This window comes from Pseudomonas acericola (SeqCode), from assembly GCF_053456465.1.
This window is the reverse complement of sequence record NZ_JBRFJB010000001.1, coordinates 792,725-814,877: the sequence shown is the minus strand read 5'-3', so window position 1 is coordinate 814,877 and position 22,153 is coordinate 792,725. Positions and strand designations below refer to the sequence as shown.

At 61.3% G+C, this 22,153-nt stretch carries 23 protein-coding genes; 15 read left to right on the top strand and 8 right to left on the bottom strand.

What is annotated here, in order from left to right:
• Positions 1-12: 12 nt before the first annotated feature.
• Positions 13-366: a hydroxyisourate hydrolase gene (gene uraH, locus ACU688_RS03710; protein ID WP_025854995.1), complete on the bottom strand. Its 354-nt coding sequence runs from the start codon at positions 364-366 to the stop codon at positions 13-15.
• 386 nt (positions 367-752) lie between these two features.
• Between uraH and puuE the strand changes: the two genes are divergently transcribed.
• The 8 genes from puuE (at position 753) to ACU688_RS03670 (ending at position 8,009) form a co-directional block, all read left to right on the top strand.
• Positions 753-1,679 (top strand): allantoinase PuuE, encoded by a 927-nt coding sequence (gene puuE / locus ACU688_RS03705; protein WP_448183677.1) that lies wholly within the window; start codon positions 753-755, stop codon positions 1,677-1,679.
• A complete protein-coding gene (gene uraD, locus ACU688_RS03700; protein ID WP_448183676.1) occupies positions 1,676-2,191 on the top strand; it encodes a 2-oxo-4-hydroxy-4-carboxy-5-ureidoimidazoline decarboxylase in 516 nt (171 codons plus the stop codon). The genes puuE and uraD overlap by 4 nt, the downstream gene beginning before the upstream one ends.
• Positions 2,192-2,232: 41 nt before the next feature.
• Entirely contained in the window at positions 2,233-3,228 is a 996-nt protein-coding gene (gene alc / locus ACU688_RS03695; RefSeq protein WP_207045003.1) for an allantoicase, read from the top strand.
• A 137-nt stretch (positions 3,229-3,365) separates the two neighbouring features.
• Positions 3,366-3,869 (top strand): ureidoglycolate lyase, encoded by a 504-nt coding sequence (locus tag ACU688_RS03690; RefSeq protein ID WP_448183675.1) that lies wholly within the window; start codon positions 3,366-3,368, stop codon positions 3,867-3,869.
• Positions 3,870-3,920: 51 nt separating this feature from the next.
• On the top strand, positions 3,921-5,213 hold the full coding sequence (locus ACU688_RS03685) for a urate hydroxylase PuuD (protein ID WP_448183674.1): 1,293 nt from the start codon (positions 3,921-3,923) through the stop codon (positions 5,211-5,213).
• Between the two features lie 226 nt (positions 5,214-5,439).
• Positions 5,440-6,786, top strand: coding sequence for a nucleobase:cation symporter-2 family protein (locus ACU688_RS03680; RefSeq protein WP_017737540.1), 1,347 nt, complete (start codon positions 5,440-5,442; stop codon positions 6,784-6,786).
• Between the two features lie 45 nt (positions 6,787-6,831).
• Positions 6,832-7,227, top strand: coding sequence for a hypothetical protein (locus tag ACU688_RS03675; protein ID WP_124529480.1), 396 nt, complete (start codon positions 6,832-6,834; stop codon positions 7,225-7,227).
• Entirely contained in the window at positions 7,224-8,009 is a 786-nt protein-coding gene (locus tag ACU688_RS03670; protein WP_124529478.1) for an outer membrane protein OmpK, read from the top strand. The genes ACU688_RS03675 and ACU688_RS03670 overlap by 4 nt, the downstream gene beginning before the upstream one ends.
• Positions 8,010-8,117: 108 nt before the next feature.
• On the opposite strand, the gene ACU688_RS03665 is transcribed toward ACU688_RS03670, so the two are convergent.
• Together ACU688_RS03665 and ACU688_RS03660 are read right to left on the bottom strand one after the other, a co-directional pair.
• Positions 8,118-9,266: a patatin-like phospholipase family protein gene (locus ACU688_RS03665; protein ID WP_448183673.1), complete on the bottom strand. Its 1,149-nt coding sequence runs from the start codon at positions 9,264-9,266 to the stop codon at positions 8,118-8,120.
• Between the two features lie 142 nt (positions 9,267-9,408).
• A complete protein-coding gene (locus ACU688_RS03660) occupies positions 9,409-10,344 on the bottom strand; it encodes a lipid A biosynthesis lauroyl acyltransferase (protein WP_124526466.1) in 936 nt (311 codons plus the stop codon).
• A 119-nt stretch (positions 10,345-10,463) separates the two neighbouring features.
• Between ACU688_RS03660 and minC the strand changes: the two genes are divergently transcribed.
• The 7 genes from minC (at position 10,464) to ACU688_RS03625 (ending at position 17,296) form a co-directional block, all read left to right on the top strand.
• Complete coding sequence (gene minC / locus ACU688_RS03655) at positions 10,464-11,201, top strand: septum site-determining protein MinC (protein ID WP_448183672.1); 738 nt, start codon at positions 10,464-10,466, stop codon at positions 11,199-11,201.
• Between the two features lie 200 nt (positions 11,202-11,401).
• On the top strand, positions 11,402-12,214 hold the full coding sequence (minD, locus tag ACU688_RS03650) for a septum site-determining protein MinD (protein WP_017737535.1): 813 nt from the start codon (positions 11,402-11,404) through the stop codon (positions 12,212-12,214).
• A gap of 3 nt (positions 12,215-12,217) precedes the next feature.
• Complete coding sequence (minE, locus tag ACU688_RS03645; protein ID WP_003175252.1) at positions 12,218-12,472, top strand: cell division topological specificity factor MinE; 255 nt, start codon at positions 12,218-12,220, stop codon at positions 12,470-12,472.
• Between the two features lie 96 nt (positions 12,473-12,568).
• The gene (locus tag ACU688_RS03640; RefSeq protein ID WP_017737534.1) at positions 12,569-13,204 is read left to right on the top strand and encodes an RluA family pseudouridine synthase; all 636 of its coding nucleotides are present in this window, start codon (positions 12,569-12,571) and stop codon (positions 13,202-13,204) included.
• A 195-nt stretch (positions 13,205-13,399) separates the two neighbouring features.
• Positions 13,400-14,689 carry a M18 family aminopeptidase gene (locus ACU688_RS03635; RefSeq protein ID WP_017737533.1) on the top strand — a complete coding sequence of 430 codons (1,290 nt, stop codon included), beginning with the start codon at positions 13,400-13,402 and terminating at the stop codon, positions 14,687-14,689.
• Positions 14,690-14,898: 209 nt separating this feature from the next.
• Positions 14,899-15,075 carry a hypothetical protein gene (locus ACU688_RS03630; protein WP_010208820.1) on the top strand — a complete coding sequence of 59 codons (177 nt, stop codon included), beginning with the start codon at positions 14,899-14,901 and terminating at the stop codon, positions 15,073-15,075.
• Between the two features lie 52 nt (positions 15,076-15,127).
• Positions 15,128-17,296: a mechanosensitive ion channel family protein gene (locus ACU688_RS03625; RefSeq protein WP_448184027.1), complete on the top strand. Its 2,169-nt coding sequence runs from the start codon at positions 15,128-15,130 to the stop codon at positions 17,294-17,296.
• Positions 17,297-17,360: 64 nt separating this feature from the next.
• On the opposite strand, the gene ACU688_RS03620 is transcribed toward ACU688_RS03625, so the two are convergent.
• The 5 genes from ACU688_RS03620 to ACU688_RS03600 all read right to left on the bottom strand — a co-directional run bounded on the left by ACU688_RS03620 (position 17,361) and on the right by ACU688_RS03600 (position 22,131).
• Entirely contained in the window at positions 17,361-17,585 is a 225-nt protein-coding gene (locus ACU688_RS03620) for an MbtH family protein (protein ID WP_448183671.1), read from the bottom strand.
• An 82-nt stretch (positions 17,586-17,667) separates the two neighbouring features.
• Complete coding sequence (locus ACU688_RS03615; RefSeq protein ID WP_448183670.1) at positions 17,668-19,062, bottom strand: aspartate aminotransferase family protein; 1,395 nt, start codon at positions 19,060-19,062, stop codon at positions 17,668-17,670.
• A 178-nt stretch (positions 19,063-19,240) separates the two neighbouring features.
• The gene (locus tag ACU688_RS03610; protein ID WP_448183669.1) at positions 19,241-20,008 is read right to left on the bottom strand and encodes an N-acetylmuramoyl-L-alanine amidase; all 768 of its coding nucleotides are present in this window, start codon (positions 20,006-20,008) and stop codon (positions 19,241-19,243) included.
• A 123-nt stretch (positions 20,009-20,131) separates the two neighbouring features.
• Positions 20,132-21,454: an ATP-binding protein gene (locus ACU688_RS03605; protein ID WP_448183668.1), complete on the bottom strand. Its 1,323-nt coding sequence runs from the start codon at positions 21,452-21,454 to the stop codon at positions 20,132-20,134.
• A complete protein-coding gene (locus ACU688_RS03600; protein ID WP_124526470.1) occupies positions 21,451-22,131 on the bottom strand; it encodes a response regulator in 681 nt (226 codons plus the stop codon). Before ACU688_RS03600 ends, ACU688_RS03605 begins: the two co-directional genes overlap by 4 nt.
• Positions 22,132-22,153 lie beyond the last annotated feature (22 nt).

The window sequence follows — 22,153 nt, the reverse complement described above, 5'->3', positions numbered from 1 at the left end:
AGCGAGGTGACGCTAGCTACCGCGATAGGTGGAGTAGCTGTAGGGCGAAATCAGTAGGGGCACATGGTAGTGATCCTGCTCGGCACTGATGCCGAAGCGCAATACCACCACATCGAGGAAAGCCGGCTCCGGCAATTGCACGCCACGGGCGCGGTAGTAGTCGCCGGCGCTGAACTGCAGTTGGTAGACACCACTGCGGTAGTCGTCGCCTTGCAACAATGGCGCATCGCAGCGGCCGTCGCTGTTGGTCAGGGCGGTGGCAACCAGTTCCAGTTGCGCGCCTTCGACGCGGTACAGCTCAACCTTGATCGCGCTGCCGGGGCAGCCGTGTGCGGCGTCCAAAACGTGTGTGGTCAAACGTCCCATGGCGTCTACGCGCCTCCCGAAGTCAGTAGAAGAGAGATCCGCACTTTTTCAGGGCAGTGAAAAAGCCGGCGATGGCTGATTAAGACACTTTTTAAAAAAATTGTACACAATAAAAATCACAAACCTTTTGATCACCCCGCCTGCATTGCCTTAACAGGTAATCGACAGGTAATCCTTGCTTTTAAACGACCTTTTGTCCATTAGCTGACCAACTGGGCAAGTTTCTTGCTACACCCTTTACACAGAGCCCTGCGGAAAAAATGCAGAAATGTAGGCTTACAAAGTGGACGATAAGTTGTATACAATCACTCATCGCTGTGACGCCACCCAGTCATTCCACTGCCCGGCCGCCACATGAATGATCACGAACAAGAAGGAAGACTGCAGTGAGCGCTGACTACCCACGCGACCTGATCGGTTACGGCAGTAACCCTCCTCACCCCCACTGGCCGGGCAAGGCACGCATTGCGTTGTCTTTTGTACTCAACTACGAAGAAGGCGGCGAGCGCAACATCTTGCACGGTGACAAAGAGTCCGAAGCCTTCCTCTCGGAAATGGTCTCGGCCCAACCGCTGCAAGGCGCACGCAACATGAGCATGGAGTCGCTGTATGAATACGGCAGCCGTGCCGGCGTGTGGCGCATCCTCAAGTTATTCAAAGAATTCGATATCCCGCTGACCATCTTCGCCGTGGCCATGGCCGCCCAGCGCCATCCGGATGTGATCCGCGCGATGGTCGAGGCCGGTCACGAGATCTGTAGCCACGGCTACCGCTGGATCGACTACCAGTACATGGACGAGGCCCAGGAACGCGAGCATATGCTCGAAGCGATCCGCATCCTCACCGAACTCACCGGCGAACGCCCACTGGGCTGGTACACCGGGCGCACCGGCCCCAACACGCGGCGGCTGGTGATGGAGGAAGGCGGCTTTCTCTACGACTGCGACACCTACGACGACGACCTGCCCTACTGGGAACCCAACAACCCCACCGGCAAGCCGCACCTGGTGATTCCCTACACCCTGGACACCAACGACATGCGCTTTACCCAGGTGCAGGGTTTCAACAAGGGCGATGACTTCTTCGACTACTTGAAAGATGCGTTCGACGTGCTCTACGCCGAAGGCGCCGAAGCACCGAAAATGCTCTCCATCGGCCTGCATTGCCGCCTGATTGGCCGCCCAGCACGCCTGGCCTCATTGAAGCGTTTTGTCGAATACGCCAAAGGCCACGAACAGGTGTGGTTCACTCGCCGTGTCGACATTGCCCGTCACTGGCACGACACCCACCCGTTCCAGGGAGCCGCCAAATGACCGCCTTCAAGACCCTCAAACCCTCGACGCTGAGCCGCGACGAATTCGTCCAGGCTTTCGCCGACATCTACGAACATTCGCCATGGGTGGCCGAAAAGGCCTACGACCTGGGCCAGGACCCTTCGATCGACGAGATCGAAACCCTGCACCAGCGCATGAGCGACATCCTGTTGAGCGCCGATCATGCCAGCCAGCTGGCCCTGATCAACGCTCACCCGGACCTGGCCGGTAAAGCTGCCGTCCAGGGCCAACTGACCCAAGCCAGCACTGATGAACAGGCTGGCGCGGGGATTCACCAATGCACGGCCGAAGAGTTTTCTCGCTTCACCGAGCTGAACGATGCCTACAAGGCCAAGTTCAAGTTTCCCTTCATCATGGCGGTAAAAGGCAGCAACCGGCATCAGATCCTGGCCGCGTTCGAAACGCGCATCCACAACTCGGTGGACACCGAGTTCAAATGCGCACTGGCCGAGATCAACAAGATCGCGTTGTTCCGTTTACTGACCCTCTAAACGACCATCCCCAGCCACTCTATCTAAGGCAGACAAGAAGAATGAAAGCTTACGCCGTACCTTTCGAGAAGTTCGTCAACCTGGCCGACGCCCGCCTGGGCACCAAGATTCTTTCGGTGACCGATGACTGGTTCGCCGACGCCAACCGCCTGTTCCAGCCGACCCCGGCCGTATGGAAGGAGGGCGTTTTCGATGACAACGGCAAGTGGATGGACGGCTGGGAATCACGCCGCAAGCGCTTCGAAGGCTACGACAGCGCGGTGATCCGCCTGGGCGTACCGGGTTCGATCAAAGGCGTGGACATCGACACTTCATTCTTCACCGGCAACTTCCCGCCGTCGGCCTCGCTGGAAGCCTGCTTCCTGGCCTCGGGCGACCCTGATGAGAACACCCAGTGGGTAGAAGTGCTGTCGGCCGTCGAGCTGCAAGGCAACAGCCACCACTACCACGAGATCAACAACGACAAGGCGTTCAGCCACCTGCGTTTCAACATCTACCCGGATGGTGGCGTGGCGCGTCTGCGTGTGTACGGCATTCCGTTCCGCGACTGGTCGTCGATCGGCGACAACGAACAAGTCGACCTGGCCTCGGCCCTCAACGGCGGCCGTGCGCTGGCCTGCTCCGATGAACACTTCGGGCGCATGAGCAACATCCTCAACCCGGGCCGTGGCATCAACATGGGCGACGGCTGGGAAACCGCACGTCGCCGCACGCCGGGCAATGACTGGGTAATCGTCGCACTGGGCCACCCGGGCGAGATCGAGAAGATCATCGTCGACACCCTGCACTTCAAGGGCAACTACCCGGACACCTGCTCGATCCAGGGCGCCTTCGTGAAAGGCGGCACCGACAGCCAGATCGAAACCCAATCGCTGTTCTGGCGCGAACTGCTGCCAGCGCAGAAGCTGGAAATGCACGCTGAACACAGCTTCGCCGAGCAGATCAAGGCGCTGGGCCCGATTACCCACATCCGCCTGAATGTGTTCCCGGATGGTGGTGTGAGCCGCCTGCGTGTCCTCGGCAAAGTAGCCAAGTAACCCCTTGTGGCGAGGGAGCTTGCTCCCGCTGGAGTGCGAAGCGCTCCCAAGATTTTGGGGCCGCTACGCAGCCCAGCGGGAGCAAGCTCCCTCTCCACAAAAAGCAAAACCAACAAAATTCGGATAAGAAGACAGCCATGCGCACACTAGTGATCGAACCCCTGACCAAAGAAGCCTTCGCCCCTTTCGGAGACGTTATCGAAACCGACGGCAGCGATCACTTCATGATCAACAACGGGTCGACCATGCGCTTTCACAAATTGGCCACGGTCGAAACCGCTGCGCCTGAAGACCACGCCATCATCAGCATCTTCCGCGCCGACGCGCAGGACATGCCGCTGACCGTGTGCATGCTGGAGAGACACCCGCTGGGCAGCCAGGCGTTCATACCGCTGCTCGGCAACCCTTTTCTGATCGTGGTCGCGCCACTTGGCGATGAACCTGTATCAGGCTTGGTCCGCGCCTTCGTCACCAACGGCAGGCAGGGCATTAATTACCATCGCGGCGTCTGGCACCACCCGGTGCTGACGATCGAAAAGCGGGATGACTTCCTGGTGGTTGATCGCAGTGGCACAGGCAATAACTGCGATGAGCATTTTTTCAAAGAGGATGAGCGGTTGATCCTCGCCCCCCACCAATAAGAGAAGGCTTGATCACCCGACAACAAGGGTGACAGGCGAGAGGTAAAGACTGTGGAAGCACATCTGTTGGAATGGCTGAACCTTAGCGTGCGCTGGGTTCACATGATCACTGGCGTCGCGTGGATCGGCGCTTCTTTCTACTTTGTCTGGCTGGAAAACAACCTCAATCGCGTCAACCCCAAGAACGGCCTGGCCGGTGACTTGTGGGCGATCCACGGTGGCGGTATCTACCACCTGGAAAAATACAAACTGGCCCCACCGACCATGCCGGACAACCTGCACTGGTTCAAATGGGAAGCCTATTTCACCTGGATGTCGGGCGTCGCGCTGCTGTGCGTGGTGTTCTACCTCAACCCGACGCTGTACCTGCTCGCCCCCGGCAGCAGCCTCAGCGGCACCGAAGGCGTGTTGCTGGGCATCGGCTCACTCTTCGCCGGCTGGTTCATCTACTCCTTCCTCTGCGACTCGGCCCTGGGCAAACGCCCTGCCCTGCTCGGGTTCATCCTGTTCGTGCTGTTGATTGCCGCCGCGTACGGCTTCAGCAAAGTGTTCAGCGGCCGTGGCGCCTACCTGCACGTGGGTGCGGTAATCGGCACCATCATGGTCGGCAACGTGTTCCGCATCATCATGCCGGCGCAGCGTGCACTGGTCGCGGCGATTGCCGAGAACCGCACGCCAGACCCGGCGCTGCCGGCCAAGGGCTTGCTGCGTTCGCGTCATAACAACTACTTCACCTTGCCGGTGCTGTTCATCATGATCAGCAACCACTTCCCGAGCACCTACGGCAGCCAATACAACTGGCTGATCCTGGCGGGTATCGCGGTGGCTGCGGTATTGGTCCGTCACTACTTCAACACCCGGCATAACAGCCAGAAGTACGCGTGGACCCTGCCCGTGGGCGCCTTGGCGATGATCAGCCTGGCCTACGTAACCGGTCCCAAGCCGGTGGCCGAAGTGGCCAAGGCCCCTGCGGCCATCGAGTACCAACCGTTGCCGGAAACGGCATTGGGCGGTGGCTTGAAACCGGCTGCACCCGCCGCTGCTCCTGCTGCCGAACCTGCACCTGCACCTGCGCAGGCGTCGATTGATTTCGACAAAGTGCATGGGGTGATCCAGGAACGCTGCGCCGTGTGCCACTCGGCCAAGCCCACCAGCCCGCTGTTCAGCGCCGCCCCGGCCGGGGTGATGTTTGATACCCCGGCGCAGATCCAGCAGCAGGCGGCGCGTATTCAAGCGCAGGCTGTAGCGACCCAGATCATGCCGTTGGGCAACATCACGCAGATGACCCAGCAGGAGCGCGATTTGATTGGCACCTGGATCAACCAGGGAGCCCGTACCAACTAACTGATCCACACAAATCCAACTGTGGGAGAGGACTTGTGTGGGAGCTGGCTTGCCTGCGATGGCATCACCTCGGTCGACCTGATACACCGAGGTGCCTGCATCGCAGGCAAGCCAGCTCCCACATAAACCAGCTCCCACAGTTGGCACCGTGCAAGTTTGTAGATTGAGTTCCACCCGGCAATTGAATGCCAAACAACACAACAATAAAAAAGATCCGAGGTGTTGCATGACCGAGTTAGCCGAACCGCAGATTCCTGCCGCACCCGCCATGGTGCGGCTGCCCCTCTTGCAACTGATTCTGGTAGGCCTGCAACACGTCTTGCTGATGTACGGCGGCGCCGTCGCCGTGCCCCTGATCATTGGCCAGGCCGCGGGCTTGAGCCGTGAAGAAATCGCTTTTCTGATCAACGCCGACCTGCTGGTGGCCGGTATCGCCACCATGGTGCAGTCCTTCGGCATCGGCCCAGTGGGCATTCGCATGCCGGTGATGATGGGCGCCAGTTTCGCCGCCGTGGGCAGCATGGTGGCCATGGCCGGCATGCCCGGTATCGGCTTGCAGGGGATCTTCGGCGCGACCATCGCCGCCGGGTTCTTTGGCATGATCATCGCGCCGTTCATGTCCAAGGTCGTGCGCTTCTTCCCCCCCCTCGTCACCGGCACTGTGATTACGGCCATTGGCCTGTCGTTGTTTCCAGTCGCGGTGAACTGGGCTGGCGGCGGCAGCGCAGCGGCCACCTTCGGCTCGCCGATCTACCTGGCGATTGCCGCGCTGGTATTGGGCACCATCTTGCTGATCAACCGTTTCATGCGCGGTTTCTGGGTGAACATCTCGGTGTTGATCGGCATGGGCCTGGGCTACGTGCTGTGCGGCCTGCTCGGCATGGTCGACCTCAGCGGCCTGGCCCAGGCGCCGTGGGTGCAGGTGGTAACACCGTTGCACTTCGGTATGCCCAAGTTCGAGTTGGCGCCGATCCTGTCGATGTGCCTGGTGGTGGTGATCATCTTTGTCGAGTCCACCGGGATGTTTCTCGCGCTGGGCAAAATCACCGGCCAGGACGTCACCCCGAAAATGCTCCGCCGTGGCTTGTTGTGTGATGCCGGCGCATCGTTTGTGGCCGGGTTCTTCAACACCTTTACCCACTCGTCCTTTGCGCAAAATATCGGCCTGGTGCAGATGACCGGCGTGCGTTGCCGCTCGGTGACGATCATGGCTGGCGCCTTCCTCATCGTCCTCAGCCTGCTGCCCAAGGCCGCGTACCTCGTGGCGTCGATTCCGCCGGCGGTGCTCGGCGGTGCGGCAATTGCCATGTTCGGCATGGTCGCGGCGACGGGGATCAAGATCCTCCAGGAAGCCGACATCGCCGACCGCCGCAACCAGTTGCTGGTGGCGGTGAGTATCGGCATGGGCCTGATCCCGGTGGTGCGCCCGGAATTCTTCGCGCAACTGCCGCTATGGATGAGCCCGATTACACACAGTGGCATTGCCATGGCCACCCTCAGCGCGTTGTCGCTGAATGTGCTGTTCAACATCCTCGGCGGCGCGGAACGCCCGGAAGTCGCCCACTCGCATTGATTCCTTCGTTAATTACAAAAACAAAAACGAACAGGGAACACCCACATGCACGCCATTCACCCGGGGCCGGCCACAAGCCGTGCCCCATTCTCGCCCCACGCGCTCTTTAACAGCGCACTTGAGCCAAGGCTTTGGAGCCAGTATTCTCCGCGCCCGCTCGAATCGACTCAAAAAAAAACAGCGAATGTAAAAGCTGACTGCAAGGCCAACTTATCCCGGCCTAATGTCTGCTGCCAAAGTGCGCAAACGTCCTCTGAATTCGACTGCATTTCATGCAGCCGACGGGGATTTTTTGGCTTTTTAAACACCTTGGCGCAGGTCTTGCTAAAAGCATTAAAGCTGACCGAACAGACGATTTTTGCAGCGAACCAAAAGGCGCCACACCAGAGCGCCTGCGTAGAAGAAAAACCACAAAACTTTAACTCGGGAGCAACCGAATGAAACCTATGTTCAAAGGCCTGATGCTGGCGGGATCCCTGCTGGCCGGTGGCCAAGCCGTGGCCGGTGACCTGCTGCAATGGCAAAACAACAGCCTGACTTACTTGTGGGGCAAGAACTTCACCGTCAACCCACAGATCCAGCAAACCGTCACGTTCGAACATGCTGATGCCTGGAAGTACGGCGACAACTTCCTGTTTGTCGACCGCATCTTTTACAACGGCAAGGAAGACGGCAACGTCGGCCCAAGTACTTACTACGGCGAAATCAGCCCACGCCTGTCGTTCGGCAAGATCTTCAACCAAGACCTGTCCTTCGGCCCAATCAAAGACGTATTGCTGGCCTTCACTTACGAGTTCGGCGAAGGCGACAACGAGTCGTACCTGTTCGGCCCTGGCTTTGACCTGAACGTGCCGGGCTTCGACTACTTCCAGCTGAACTTCTACCAGCGCCAGACCGAAGGCAACCGCCCGGGCGACGGCGTTTGGCAGATCACCCCGGTGTGGGCCTACACCCTGCCAGTGGGCAACTCCGACATCCTGATCGATGGCTTTATGGATTGGGTGGTGGACAACGACAAGAACGCCCGTGGCACCTACCACGCCAACTTGCACTTCAACCCGCAGGTCAAATACGACCTGGGCAAGGCGATGAACTGGGGCGCGAAGCAGTTGTATGTCGGTTTTGAATACGACTACTGGAAGAACAAGTACGGGATCGAAGATTCCGGTGCGTTCAAGACCAACCAGGACACGGCGAGCTTCCTGGTCAAGTACCACTTCTAACTAGCGCTGCTAGTCTCCTGTGGGAGCTGGCTTGCCTGCGATAGCGGTCTGTCTGTGCCAAATATATTGGCTGGCACACCGCTATCGCAGGCAAGCCAGCTCCCACATTCAGATCTGCTCGAGGCCGAGGAACCGGGTGATTTCATCGCGCTTGGCCAACGCATCCCGCCGCCCCAACTCGATCAACTCGCTGCAATACCCCGCCTCGAACAGCAAGTAACTCAACACCCCCGCGCCGCTCGTCTTGGTCGCTCCCGGCCCACGCAAGAACAAGCGCAATGCCGCCGGCAATTCCTGACGATGCCGTGCCGCAATCTCGTCGATAGGCTGGCTCGGCGCAATCACCAGCACTTCCACCGGTGCCAGGCCACGGGCCGCGCTGTCGGTCGGTTGGAAATGGCTGAACTGGTTGAGGCGCTCCAGCAGTTCGATATCGCTTTCCAGGCTGTCAATGAACGTGCTGTTGAGCATATGCCCGCCGATCTGCGCCAGGGTCGGCTCCTGGCCGGTGAACGTGCGCTGCACGGCCGGCTCATTGCCACGTGGGTTGCCGCTGACGCCGACCACCAGCACCCGACTGGCGCCCAGGTGCAGGGCCGGGCTGATGGGCGCGGATTGGCGCACAGCACCATCGCCGAAGTATTCCTGGCCGAGTTTGACCGGGGCAAACAGCAACGGGATGGCCGAGCTGGCCAGCAGGTGCTCAACCGACAATTGCGTGGGTACGCCAATACGCCGATGGCGCAACCAGGCGTCGATGGTGCCGCCGCCCTGATAGAAGGTCACCGCCTGACCGGATTCATAGCCAAAGGCCGTCACCGCAACCGCATGCAGGTGCTTGTTGCGGATGGCTTCGTCGATGCCCGCCAGGTGCAGCTTGTCCTTGAGCAACGCCTTCAGCGGTGTGCTGTTGAGCAGCGCCACCGGCATTTGCGCGCCCAGCCCGAGCAAACTGTGAATAAAGAAGCGACTCGCCTGGCGGATCACCCCCGGCCAATCACTGCGTAGCACCAAGTGGCTGCGAAAGCCCTGCCAGAAGGCCGTAAGGCGCTGGATCGCCGCAGTGAAATCCGTGGCACCGCTGGCCAGGCTGACGGCATTGATCGCGCCGGCCGAGGTGCCGACAATCACCGGAAACGGATTGGGAGCCCCTGGCGGCAACAGCTCGGCAATCGCCGCCAACACCCCCACCTGATACGCCGCTCGCGCCCCACCGCCGGAAAGAATCAAGCCTGTAACCGGTTCAGCTGGGCGCATCGCGTCACTCCATGTGGGGAAAGGTCGGTCTTATTGTGGCGAGGGAGCTTGCTCCCGCTGGGCTGCGTAGCGGCCCCAAAAGCTTGGGAGCGCTGCGCACTCCAGCGGGAGCAAGCTCCCTCGCCACAAGTGCTCGTCTGTTTTATCGGCGGCGTTTTTCGTACAGCTTGGGCTCGCCCGGTGGCCGGCTCTTGAAGCGGCGATGGGTCCACAGGTACTGCTCGGGGCATTGGCGCACCGACGCTTCAACCCACTGGTTGATGCGCAGGCAGTCGGCTTCATCGCTTTCGCCCGGGAAGTCGGTCAGCGGCGGATGGATCACCAGCCGGTAACCACTGCCGTCCGCCAGACGTTCCTGGGTGAACGGCACCACCAGTGCCTTGCCTAGCTTGGCGAACTTGCTGGTGGCCGGCACGGTGGCGGCCTGGATGCCGAACAGCGGCACGAAAATGCTCTGCTTGGCGCCATAGTCCTGGTCCGGCGCGTACCAGATCGCCCGGCCGGCGCGCAGCAACTTGAGCATGCCACGCACGTCTTCGCGCTCGATGGCCAGGGAGTCGAGGTTGTGGCGCTCACGGCCACGGCGCTGGATGAAGTCGAACAACGGGTTGCCGTGTTCGCGGTACATGCCATCGATGGTGTGCTTTTGCCCAAGCAACGCCGCGCCGATTTCCAGGGTGGTGAAATGCAGGGCCATCAGGATCACGCCCTTGCCATCCAGCTGCGCCTGCTTGAGGTGTTCCAGCCCCTCGACATGGGCCAGGCGCGCCAGACGCTGGCGCGACCACCACCAGCTCATGGCCATCTCAAAGAAAGCAATGCCGGTGGAGGCAAAGTTTTCTTTAAGCAAATGCTTACGCTCTTTGGCGGATTTTTCCGGGAAGCACAGTTCCAGGTTTCGCGCGGCGATGCGGCGGCGTTCGCCGGCCACACGGTACATCCCCGCACCCAGCAGGCGACCAATGGTCAGCAGTGCACGGTACGGCAGCTGGGTGACCAGCCACAGCAGGCCGAGCCCCAGCCATAAAAGCCAGAAACGCGGGTGAAAAAATACAGCTCGAAAACGCGGGCGATCCATTACAGATTCCGGTAAAGACAGGGCCGCGCATTCTACAACGGTTCGACTCGGCTTGCGGCCAGTGGATGTTCTCGTTATAAGTCTCGACACTTTTCGTGACAAGCCGCTTTATGCCGACCATGAGCCAAACCGAACCGCTAGACCAAGATCCCGTGTTCCAGCTGAAAGGCAGCATGCTCGCCATCACCGTGCTGGAACTGGCCCGCAACGACCTCGACGCCCTGGACCGCCAGCTCGCCGCCAAGGTCGCCCTGGCGCCGAACTTTTTCAACAATGCCCCGCTGGTACTGGCCCTGGACAAACTCCCCGCTGGCCAGGGCCTTATCGACCTGCCCGGCCTGATGCGCGTATGCCGCTCCCATGGCCTGCGCACCCTGGCGATTCGCGCCAGCCGTATCGAAGACATTGCCGCCGCCATCGCCATTGAACTGCCAGTACTGCCGCCGTCCGGCGCGCGGGAGCGTCCAATCGAACCATTGGTCGCTGAAGAGAAGAAAAAACCGGAAAAACCGCCGGCTCCGATGATCAAGCCTACAAAGATCATCACCTCGCCCGTACGCGGCGGGCAGCAAATTTACGCCGAAGGCAGCGACCTGGTGGTGATCTCCTCGGTCAGTCCCGGGGCGGAACTTCTCGCTGATGGCAACATCCATGTATACGGCCCAATGCGTGGCCGTGCCCTGGCCGGCATCAAGGGTGATACCAAGGCGCGGATTTTTTGCCAGCAATTGACCGCTGAGCTAGTGTCCATCGCAGGCCGTTACAAGGTTTCCGAAGATTTGCGCCGTGATCCGCTGTGGGGGGCCGGGGTACAAGTCAGCCTGTCGGGCGATGTGTTGAACATCATCCGTCTTTAACGGATACTGCCGCATTTTCCAAGCATCTCTAGACTCTGATAGCACAGCGAAACTGGCATTACTTGTGTAGGAACATTTAAAGGTTGGCGCTTTTCCCGCGCGAACCCGTCTTTTCCCTACAAAGGCTGTCCGCCTGCGGCGAGTTCCAAGAGATGTTTTTCAGGGACTGAAATGTCCTTTTTCCTTAGGGGTGAAACACCTTGGCCAAGATTCTCGTGGTTACATCCGGCAAGGGTGGTGTGGGTAAGACCACCACCAGCGCCGCTATCGGTACCGGCCTCGCTCTGCGCGGCCACAAGACAGTCATCGTCGACTTCGACGTCGGTTTGCGCAACCTCGACCTGATCATGGGCTGCGAACGCCGCGTGGTGTACGACTTCGTCAACGTGGTCAACGGCGAAGCCAACCTGCAACAGGCCCTGATCAAGGACAAGCGCCTTGAGAACCTGTACGTACTGGCCGCCAGCCAGACCCGCGACAAAGATGCGTTGACCAAGGAAGGCGTAGGCAAAGTCCTCGCTGAACTGAAGGAAACCTTCGAATACGTGGTGTGCGACTCCCCGGCCGGCATCGAGACCGGTGCTCACCTGGCGATGTACTTCGCCGATGAAGCCATCGTCGTGACCAACCCGGAAGTGTCCTCGGTACGTGACTCGGACCGCATGCTCGGCCTGCTGGCCAGCAAGTCCCAGCGCGCCGAAAAAGGTGAAGACCCGATCAAGGAACACCTGCTCCTGACCCGTTACAACCCTGAGCGCGTCAGCAACGGCGAAATGCTCGGTGTTGAAGACGTGAAGGACATCCTCGCAGTGACCCTGCTGGGCGTGATCCCGGAATCCCAGGCCGTGCTGAAGGCATCCAACCAGGGCGTGCCGGTGATTCTCGATGACCAGAGCGACGCCGGCCAGGCGTACAGCGATGCAGTTGATCGCTTGCTCGGCAAGACCGTGGAACATCGCTTCCTCGATGTAAAGAAGAAGGGATTCTTCGAGCGTATCTTTGGAGGCAACTAAACAATGAAATTTCTCGACTTCTTTCGCGCCAACAAAAAGCCAAGTACCGCGTCGGTAGCGAAAGAGCGTCTACAGATCATCGTGGCGCACGAACGCGGCCAACGCAGTACGCCGGACTACCTGCCAGCCTTGCAAAAGGAACTGGTCGAGGTGATCCGCAAGTACGTCAATATCGGCAACGATGACGTGCATGTCGCCCTGGAAAACGACGGCAGCTGCTCGATTCTGGAACTCAATATCACCCTGCCTGATCGTTAAGCGAACAGGCGGTCGCCACGGCGGCTCGCGCACCTTGATCCCTTTTGGGGAACCGGGTGAGCGAGCCGCCGTTGGCGTTTGTTACGAGGCTGTTTAATGCCGCTGTCCAATATCCACATCATTCATCAGGACGACGCTGTCCTGGTAGTGAACAAGCCGACCCTGCTGCTCTCGGTGCCTGGCCGCGCCGATGACAACAAGGACTGCCTGATCACCCGCCTGCAGGAAAACGGCTACCCCGAAGCCCGCATCGTCCATCGCCTGGACTGGGAAACCTCAGGGATCATCCTGCTGGCCCGCGATGCCGACACGCACCGCGAACTGTCCCGCCAGTTTCACGACCGTGAAACCGAAAAAGCCTACACCGCCCTGGCCTGGGGCCAACCGGAACTGGACAGCGGCAGCATCGACCTGCCCCTGCGCTACGACCCGCCCACCAAACCGCGCCATGTGGTGGACCACGAGTTCGGCAAACACGCGCTGACCTTCTGGAAAGTGCTGGAACGCTGTGGCGACTGGTGCCGTGTGGAGCTGACGCCGATTACCGGGCGTTCGCACCAATTGCGCGTGCACATGCTTTCCATCGGCCACCCGCTGCTGGGCGACGGCCTGTACGCCCACGAACAAGCCCTGGCCGCCTGGCCGCGCCTGTGCCTGCACGCAAGCATGCTGAGCTTCACCCACCCGCAAAGCGGCGAGCGTTTGCGCTTCGAGTGCCCGGCACCTTTTTGACATGCAAACCCGATCAAATGTGGGAGCTGGCTTGCCTGCGATAGCGGTGTATCAGCCCCACATTTCTACCTGACACACCGCTATCGCAGGCAAGCCAGCTCCCACAATGGTTCTGTGTTTTGCTCAAGAAAGTAGCTTCGCGCCAAATTCCGAGCCAATACGGTAAACTCCGCGCATTGCTGTCTGGAGCTATTTATGCGCGAAGCGTTGAATCAAGGCCTGATCGACTTCCTCAAGGCCTCCCCTACTCCTTTTCATGCCACTGCTGCCCTGGCCCAGCGCCTGGAAGCCGCCGGTTACCAGCGTCTCGACGAGCGCGAAACCTGGGCCACCGAGGCCAACGGGCGCTACTACGTGACCCGCAACGACTCATCGATCATCGCCTTCAAGCTCGGCCGTCACTCGCCGTTGCAGGGCGGTATCCGCCTGGTCGGCGCCCACACCGACAGCCCATGCCTGCGGGTCAAGCCCCAGCCCGAGCTGCAACGCCAGGGCTTCTGGCAGTTGGGCGTCGAAGTCTACGGCGGCGCGCTGCTGGCACCATGGTTTGACCGCGACCTGTCCCTGGCCGGCCGCGTGACCTTCCGCCGCGACGGCAAGGTCGAAAGCCAACTGATCGACTTCAAGCTGCCCATCGCCATCATCCCCAACCTGGCCATCCACCTGAACCGTGAAGCCAACCAGGGTTGGGCGATCAACGCGCAGACCGAGCTGCCGCCGATCCTCGCGCAATTTGCCGGCGACGAGCGCGTGGACTTCCGCGCCGTGCTCACCGAGCAACTCGCCCGCGAACACGGCCTTAACGCCGACGTGGTGCTCGACTACGAGCTGAGCTTCTACGACACGCAAAGCGCAGCCGTGATCGGCCTGAATGGCGACTTCATCGCCGGTGCGCGCCTCGACAACCTGTTGTCGTGCTACGCCGGCCTGCAAGCCTTGCTCACCAGCGAAACCGATGAAACCTGCGTGCTGGTGTGCAACGACCACGAAGAAGTTGGCTCCTGCTCGGCCTGCGGCGCCGATGGCCCGATGCTGGAACAAACCCTGCGTCGCCTGCTGCCGGAAGGCGATGAGTTCGTACGCACCATTCAGAAATCCCTGCTGGTCTCTGCGGATAACGCCCACGGCGTGCACCCGAACTACGCCGAGAAGCACGACGCCAACCACGGTCCCAAGCTCAACGCCGGGCCTGTGATCAAGGTCAACAGCAACCAGCGCTACGCCACCAACAGCGAAACCGCCGGTTTCTTCCGCCACCTGTGCATGGCCGAGGAAGTGCCGGTGCAGAGCTTCGTGGTGCGCAGCGACATGGGCTGCGGCTCGACCATCGGCCCGATCACCGCCAGCCACCTGGGCGTGCGCACCGTGGATATCGGCTTGCCGACGTTTGCCATGCACTCCATTCGCGAGTTGTGCGGCAGCCATGACCTGGCGCATCTGGTGAAGGTGTTGGGGGCGTTTTACGCCAGTCGCGACTTGCCCTGATCTCCGAGCTGAATGCGGTCAAAAATGTGGGAGCGGGCTTGCTCGCGAATGCGGTGTGTCAGTCACTGAATAAGTTGACTGAACCACCGCATTCGCGAGCAAGCCCGCTCCCACATTTGGTTCTGCATTAACCTGACCCATATCACTCCCACTTCCAAAAATCCCGCCTAGACTTGTCACTATTCCCACTCCGACAAGGCCGTCGCACCATGATCTCCATGTCCTCCTTCCACGCCATGCTTATCCCGATCCTGATCGGCATGATCATGCTGGCCGTGGGCTTCAATTTTCGCGACAAACCCCTTGGCGTGTTTGGCATGTGGATCGGCATGCTGCTGATCCTCGGCACTGTGGTGTACAAAATCCTCGCCAAACTGGCCGAATGACCCCTGCCCTCGTACACTCGGTCAACCCGTCGTGTTCAAGGTTGACCGCCTAGTGTTCTCCCGCCTGCTTGCCCTGCCCTGCTACCTGCTGATCGCCCTGCTCACCTTGCTGCCGCTCGCGCCTGCCCACGCCGTGGGCCTGCCCGGCTTGCTTGGCAGCGGCAACAAGAGCCAGCCCCAGGCCGAAGTGCCGCTGGGGCAGTCGCTGGACGAGGTGATCAAGACCCTGGAAAACGACCAGCAGCGCACCCAACTGCTGAGCGACCTGAAAAAACTGCGCGCCGCCACGCAAAAAGCCCAACCCGCCGCCGAAGAAGGCGTGCTGGGGTTGATCGGTGGCACGCTGGCCAACCTGGAAGCGCAGTTTTCCGGGGCCGACAGCCCGCTGGGGCGCTGGTCCGATGAATTCGATCAAGCCAAGGATGAATTCAGCGCCCTGCTGCTGCCAGCCAACGAATGGCTGCCGATCATTTTTGGCTTTGCCTTGATCCTGGCGGTGTGGAGCCTGCTGGCCTACGCGCTGATCTGGCTCAGCCACCGCGTACGGGAGCGTTTCGGCCTGCCCGAAGAGCTGCCGCAACACCCGCGCACCTGGGACATGGTGCGCTTCGCCCTGCGCAAACTGGGGCCGTGGCTGATTGCGTTGGTGATCACGGTGTACCTGAGCTACGTGCTGCCATCGTCCCTGGGCAAATCCCTGGCGATGGTGCTGGCCTATGCGCTGGTGGTCGGCACCTGTTTCTCGGCGATCTGCGTGATTGCCTTTTCGGTACTCGACGGCCCGCACCGCCATCGCGCCCTGTATATCCTGCGTCACCAGGCTTTCCGCCCGTTGTGGTGGATCGGCAGCTTCGCAGCGTTCGGCGAAGCCTTGAGCGACCCACGGCTGGTCCAGGCCCTGGGCCAGCACCTGTCCCACACGGCGGCCACCGTCGCCAATGTGATGGCCGCGTTGTCCACCGGCGTATTCATCCTGCGTTTCCGCCGGCCGATTGCCCACCTGATCCGCAACCAGCCGCTGTCGCGCCGCCTCACACGCCGCGCCCTGAGCGACACCATCGAGATCATCGGTTCCTTCTGGTACATCCCGGCCTTGCTGCTGGTGGGCATCTCGCTGTTCGCCACATTTGTCTCCGCCGGCGACACCAGTACCGCGTTGCGCCAATCTCTGTTGTGCACGGTGTTGCTGGTGTTGTGCATGGTGATCAACGGCCTGGTGCGTCGCCACGCCCTGCGGCCGCATCGTGGGCACAAGCGCCATGCGTTGTACTCCGAGCGGCTGAAAAGCTTTTTCTACACCCTGGCCCACTTGGTGGTGTGGCTGGTGTTTATCGAATTGGGCCTGCGGGTGTGGGGCCTGTCGCTGATTCGCTTTACCGAAGGCGACGGCCATGAAATCAGCGTCAAGCTGTTCGGCCTGGCCGGCACGTTGCTATTCGCGTGGCTGATCTGGATCCTCAGCGACACCGCCATCCACCACGCCCTCACCCGCTCACGCAAAGGCCTGGCGAATGCGCGTGCGCAGACCATGATGCCGCTGATCCGCAACGTGCTGTTCGTGACCATCTTCATCATCGCCGCCATCGTCGCCCTGGCGAACATGGGCATGAACGTCACGCCGCTGCTGGCCGGTGCCGGTGTGATCGGCTTGGCCATCGGCTTTGGTGCTCAGTCGCTGGTGGCGGATTTGATCACCGGCCTGTTCATCATCATCGAAGACTCCCTGGCCATCGATGACTACGTGGACGTCGGCGGCCACCTCGGCACCGTCGAGGGCCTGACCATCCGTACCGTGCGCCTGCGCGATATCGACGGCATCGTGCACACCATCCCGTTCAGCGAGATCAAGAGCATCAAGAACTACTCGCGGGAGTTCGGCTACGCGATCTTCCGGGTGGCGATCCCGTACAACATGGAGATCGACGATGCCATCAAGCTGATGCGCGATGTCGGCCAGAAGATGCGCAACGACCCGCTGCAACGGCGCAATATCTGGTCGCCATTGGAGATTCAGGGGGTGGAGAGTTTTGAGTCGGGCAGCGCGATCCTGCGCGCACGGTTCAAGACGGCGCCGATCAAGCAGTGGGAAGTGTCGCGGGCGTTCAACTTGTCGCTGAAGCGGCATCTGGATGAGGCGGGGTTGGATCTGGCTACGCCGCGTTTGAGTGTGCAGGTGGTGACGGGGGCGTCGGGCGGTTTGGAGAAAGAGAAAAACACTTAAAAGGCAACGCAACCTTACTGTGGGAGCTGGCTTGCCTGCTCCCACATTTGATCTGCGGCGTTACTCAGCCTGCGAGCGCAGCACCATCCATCTTCTGGCGCAAGCTCAGCGGGCGCATATCGGTCCAAGTCTCTTCGATATAGGCCAGGCACTCTTTCTTCAGGCCGCTCTTGCCCACGGTGCGCCAGCCTTCCGGCACAACTTTGTAGTCGGGCCAGATGGAATACTGCTCTTCATGGTTGACCACTACCTGAAACAGGATGTCGTCGCGGTCAAATACTGAGGTCATTGCTGTTCTCCATCGCTAAAAGGCTGGCTGCGCACCACGCGCAGCGCTGATATCTGTAGAAACGTATCAAGCCGCGGAAAAATTAGAGGCTGGCGACCGCTGCGGCCAAGGCGCGGCCGAAGATTTCGGCCACCTGGTCCACTTCAGCGGCAGTAATCACCAGTGGCGGCAGGAAGCGCACCACACTGCCATGGCGCCCGCCCAGTTCCAGGATCAGGCCGCGCTTGAGGCATTCACGCTGCACCAGCGGCGCCAGTTGGCGATGCACGGGTGGGTGGCCCTGAACATCGACGGCGCCTTGGGGATCGACCAACTCCACACCCAGCATCAACCCGCGACCGCGAATATCGCCCAGTTGCGGAAAATCCCGTTGCAGGATGCGCAGGTGTTCACCCAGGCGTTCGCCCATGGCGGCGGCATGGCCGGCCAGGTCGTGCTCCTTGAGGTAGCGCATCACCGCCGAACCCGCAGCCATGGCCATCTGATTGCCACGGAACGTCCCGGCATGCGCCCCCGGCAGCCAGGTGTCGAGCCAGTCGCGGTACACCACCACCGCCAGCGGCAGGCTGCCGCCGATGGCCTTGGACATCACCACCACATCCGGGATGATGCCGGCGTGTTCAAAGGCAAACATCTTGCCGGTGCGACCGAAACCGCTCTGGATCTCATCGACGATCAACGCCACGCCGGCTTGCTCGGTGATACGGCGCAGGCCGCGCAACCAGTCGAGATCGGCCGGGATCACGCCGCCCTCGCCCTGCACCACTTCGACAATCACCGCCGCCGGCAGCAATACCCCGGCTTCCGGGTCGTTCAGCAGGTTTTCCAGGTAGTGCAGGTTGACCCGCACCCCCTCCGCGCCGCCCAGGCCGAACGGGCAACGGTAGTCGTACGGGTACGGCAGGAATTGCACGCCATTACTGAGCAACGCGCCCAAGGGCTTTTTCGGCCCCAGGCTGCCCATCAGGCTCAAGGCGCCTTGGCTCATGCCGTGGTAACCGCCCTGGAACGACAGCACCGTGCTGCGTCCGGTGGCCGTGCGCACCAGTTTCAATGCGGCCTCCACCGCATCCGTACCGGTGGGCCCGCAGAACTGGATTTTCGCTTGCCGCGCCAGTTCTGCCGGCAGCAGGCCGAACAGGTCCTGCACGAACTGATCCTTGACCGGCGTGGTCAGGTCCAGAGTGTGCAACGGCAGCTCATCGCTCAACACTTGTTGGATCGCCGCAATCACCACCGGGTGGTTATGCCCCAGCGCCAGTGTGCCGGCGCCGGCCAGGCAGTCGATGAAACTGCGGCCTTCCACGTCTTCCACATAAATGCCCTTGGCCCGTTTGAGCGCCAGGGGAATGCGCCGGGGGTAACTGCGGGCATTGGATTCCTGCTGACGCTGGCGGGCCAGCAGCGGGGTTTCGTCGAACTGGTAGAGCGTTTCGTGAAGCGGGGTGTCTTCGATATGGCTGATAGCGACGGACATTACTCGATCCCTCATCTGATTCCTGTTCTGGAAACGCACCAGCGAAGGGAGGATTTAGGCCTGTGGTCGTTCTTCTGTGGGAGCTGGCTTGCCTGCGATAGCATCAACCGGATTCACTAGATACACCGAGTTGCCCGCATCGCAGGCAAGCCAGCTCCCACAGAAGTGCGGTCAGGCCTTACAGGCTGCGGTACTTTTCATTTAGGGCATACAAGATCGCGCAGGTCTGCGCATCGAGAAACCCGCCATAATCCCGCGCCCGAAAGTGCATCTGGAACGCCCGCGTGCGCTGTTCAAACGCCCGCCGGTTCTGCGCGGGTTTATAGCCGTAACGCTGAAACGCCCGCTCCACCTCGACCTCCGGCGGCAAGCCGAGGCAAAAACGGCGCTGGTACATCGCCCGTGTCGACTCATCGAACCAGGCGCCGATCCCCGCCTCATGCAAGCGCTGCCACGGCAGGCGTGGGCCGGGATCACTTTTGCGCCAATACGCCACGTCCGAATGCCCGAGGATGTCGCTCGGGCCGATCTGCGGATAACGGCCGAGAATGTCACGCAGCAGCGCGATCAACACCTCGATCTGTGCCTCGGCGTACGCAGGAAAGGAAAGCACGCCGCCGTCATCCCGTGCCAGGTTGACGATTTCGATGCCAATCGCGCGGCTGTTGAGGTTGTCCCGACCGCCCCACTGGCTGGCCCCGGCATGCCAGGCGCGCTGGTCTTCGTCCACCAGGCGAAACACGCGCAGTTCCTCATAACCGGCGGCGCGGTAGCTGGGCTCATCCGGGTCGGGCAACAGGTAGTGCGCGCTGACGCCATCGCGCGTCAGGGTGCGCAGGGATGAGCCGAAGGGCGCGGCGGTGTAATGCAGGATCAGTTGGCGCACGGCCTCGCCGTTGCGTTCATTGAAATCCTGGGAGGGGAAACTGGTATCGATCACCAACATAAAAGCTGTCCTTTTCAGTCCAGGCCGAATCATTCAGCCCGTTCAAGCGCAAAAAAATTACCGCCATCCTGAAGGGATAAACTCCAGGTGGGCGGTAACTATGTGGGGCTTGAAAGAAAAGGATCAGCGCCGCAACGGCATGCCCAATTCGACACGCAGGCCATCGGCCTGGCTGTTGAACTTCAACGAGCACGAGCAGCGCTGCACAATCGCCTGCACGATCGCCAGGCCCAGGCCGCAGCCTTCGCTGTTGCCATTGCGCCAGAAACGCTGGGTGAGGTATTGCAGGTCCTCGCTGGAGATCTGCTTGCCATGGTCACGCACGCGGAACACTACATGCTCGGCGTCGGCGGACACATTCAGTTCCACCCGTGTATCGGCGGGGGTGTGGCGCAAGGCGTTGTCCAGCAAGTTGCGCAGCGCCGCGACCGCCAGGCCCACGGGCATTTCCACCGGGGTGTCGACGAGGTTGTCCGCCAGGATCAGGTCGATGCGCCCGTTGTCGCCGGCGTTGGCATCCTGGATGGCCAGCCGCGCGACTTGCTCGGCACTGGATTGCAAACCGTCGTCGAAGGACAGGCTGCCTTCCACGCGCGCCAGCAACAGCAGTTGCTCCAGGGTCCGGTGCAGGCGGTCGGCACCCTCCTCGGCATGGGCCAGGGACTGGTCGCGGGCCGCGCCGTCGGTCATGCGCGCCACCTGCAGGTGGGTCTTGATGGCCGTGAGCGGGCTGCGCAGTTCATGGGCCGCGTCGCCGGTGAGACGGCGCTCGCGTTCGATGGCTTTGGCGATGCGCTGGAACAGTTGGTTCTGGGTGTCGAGCAACGGCTTGAGTTCGCTGGGCAACGGGTGGATCTGCAGCGGTTCCAGGGAGTCGGCACTGCGTCGCATCAGCGCGTCACGCATGCGGTTGAGCGGCACCAGGCTCTGGCCGATACCCAGCCACAACAGGCACAGGCAACCGAGCATCGCCACGCCCACCGGCACCGAAGCGGCGAGCAGGATCGACAGGTTCAACGCCTCGCGCTCCACCTGGCGGTCAGCGGTGGTGATCAGCAAATCGCCACGGGACAAGGTAAAACTGCGCCACGCCGCACCGTCGATGACCTGGTCACGAAAGCCGCTGCGCATGGACTCCAGGCCCTCGTCCGGGGTGGTGTGACTGCGGGCCAGGACTTCGCCGCGCAACGAACTGACCTGGCAGGCCATGCCGCCCGGCACATTCAGTGGCTTGGCGCCGAAATGCTTGCCCACGCTGGAACTGGCCAGGCCCGGCATCTCTTCCATCAACCCGGCGACCATGCGCGCCGAAGCCACCAGGCGTTGGTCGAGGGAGAACATCATCTGGTTGCGCAGATCGTTGAGCATCCAGGCCGCCGCCAGGGCCCAGATCAACACAAAGGCGGCGCCCAGCTTGAACGTCAGGCGCAGGCGCAGGCTTTTCACGACGCGTCCTCTCCACCGTCCGCCGGGCCCAGGCGATAGCCGAGGCCACGCACGGTCTCGACGATGCCGTTGCCCAACTTGCGGCGCAGGTGGTGGATATGCACGTTCAACGCGTTGCTTTCCAGCTCGTCATTGAAGCCATAGACGCTGTCCTTGAGCTGCTCGCTGGAGAGCACGCGGCCCTTGTTGTGCAGCAGGGCTTGCAACAACGCCTGCTCGCGGCGGGACAGGTCCACCGGCTCGCCGCCCAGAAAGGTCTCGCGACTGCTCGGGTCGTAGGCCAGGCGGCCGTGTTCGATCAGGTTGACGCTGCGTCCGGCCATGCGCCGCAACAGGGTTTGCAGGCGTGCGGCCAGTTCGCGCAGGTCGAAGGGCTTGAGCAGGTAATCGTCGGCACCGGCTTGCAGGCCGTCGACGCGGTTGGTCACTGAATCGCGTGCGGTGAGGATCAGCACCGGGATTTCCAGGCCCTGGCTGCGCTGTTGTTGCAGCAGCTTGAGGCCGTCTTCGTCCGGCAAGCCGAGGTCGAGCACCATGATGTCGAACGTGGCCGCCTTGAGCATGGCCCGTGCAGCCGCCGCCGTGCCAACGCGCTCCACGGTAAAACCCTGGGCGGTGAGGCCGGCCACGATGCCGCTGGCGATCAGATCGTCGTCTTCGCAGACCAGTACGTGCATGGTGAACCCTTCATGAAAGATG

What these genes read in the sequence shown, in the direction of transcription:
- uraH (WP_025854995.1), bottom strand. Translation starts at nt 366, where the DNA reads ATGGGACGTTTGACCACACACGTTTTGGACGCCGCACACGGCTGCCCC.
- uraD (WP_448183676.1), top strand. Translation starts at nt 1,676, where the DNA reads ATGACCGCCTTCAAGACCCTCAAACCCTCGACGCTGAGCCGCGACGAA.
- alc (WP_207045003.1), top strand. Translation starts at nt 2,233, where the DNA reads ATGAAAGCTTACGCCGTACCTTTCGAGAAGTTCGTCAACCTGGCCGAC.
- ACU688_RS03690 (WP_448183675.1), top strand. Translation starts at nt 3,366, where the DNA reads ATGCGCACACTAGTGATCGAACCCCTGACCAAAGAAGCCTTCGCCCCT.
- ACU688_RS03680 (WP_017737540.1), top strand. Translation starts at nt 5,440, where the DNA reads ATGACCGAGTTAGCCGAACCGCAGATTCCTGCCGCACCCGCCATGGTG.
- ACU688_RS03675 (WP_124529480.1), top strand. Translation starts at nt 6,832, where the DNA reads ATGCACGCCATTCACCCGGGGCCGGCCACAAGCCGTGCCCCATTCTCG.
- ACU688_RS03670 (WP_124529478.1), top strand. Translation starts at nt 7,224, where the DNA reads ATGAAACCTATGTTCAAAGGCCTGATGCTGGCGGGATCCCTGCTGGCC.
- ACU688_RS03665 (WP_448183673.1), bottom strand. Translation starts at nt 9,266, where the DNA reads ATGCGCCCAGCTGAACCGGTTACAGGCTTGATTCTTTCCGGCGGTGGG.
- ACU688_RS03660 (WP_124526466.1), bottom strand. Translation starts at nt 10,344, where the DNA reads ATGGATCGCCCGCGTTTTCGAGCTGTATTTTTTCACCCGCGTTTCTGG.
- minC (WP_448183672.1), top strand. Translation starts at nt 10,464, where the DNA reads ATGAGCCAAACCGAACCGCTAGACCAAGATCCCGTGTTCCAGCTGAAA.
- minE (WP_003175252.1), top strand. Translation starts at nt 12,218, where the DNA reads ATGAAATTTCTCGACTTCTTTCGCGCCAACAAAAAGCCAAGTACCGCG.
- ACU688_RS03640 (WP_017737534.1), top strand. Translation starts at nt 12,569, where the DNA reads ATGCCGCTGTCCAATATCCACATCATTCATCAGGACGACGCTGTCCTG.
- ACU688_RS03635 (WP_017737533.1), top strand. Translation starts at nt 13,400, where the DNA reads ATGCGCGAAGCGTTGAATCAAGGCCTGATCGACTTCCTCAAGGCCTCC.
- ACU688_RS03630 (WP_010208820.1), top strand. Translation starts at nt 14,899, where the DNA reads ATGATCTCCATGTCCTCCTTCCACGCCATGCTTATCCCGATCCTGATC.
- ACU688_RS03620 (WP_448183671.1), bottom strand. Translation starts at nt 17,585, where the DNA reads ATGACCTCAGTATTTGACCGCGACGACATCCTGTTTCAGGTAGTGGTC.
- ACU688_RS03615 (WP_448183670.1), bottom strand. Translation starts at nt 19,062, where the DNA reads ATGTCCGTCGCTATCAGCCATATCGAAGACACCCCGCTTCACGAAACG.
- ACU688_RS03610 (WP_448183669.1), bottom strand. Translation starts at nt 20,008, where the DNA reads ATGTTGGTGATCGATACCAGTTTCCCCTCCCAGGATTTCAATGAACGC.
- ACU688_RS03600 (WP_124526470.1), bottom strand. Translation starts at nt 22,131, where the DNA reads ATGCACGTACTGGTCTGCGAAGACGACGATCTGATCGCCAGCGGCATC.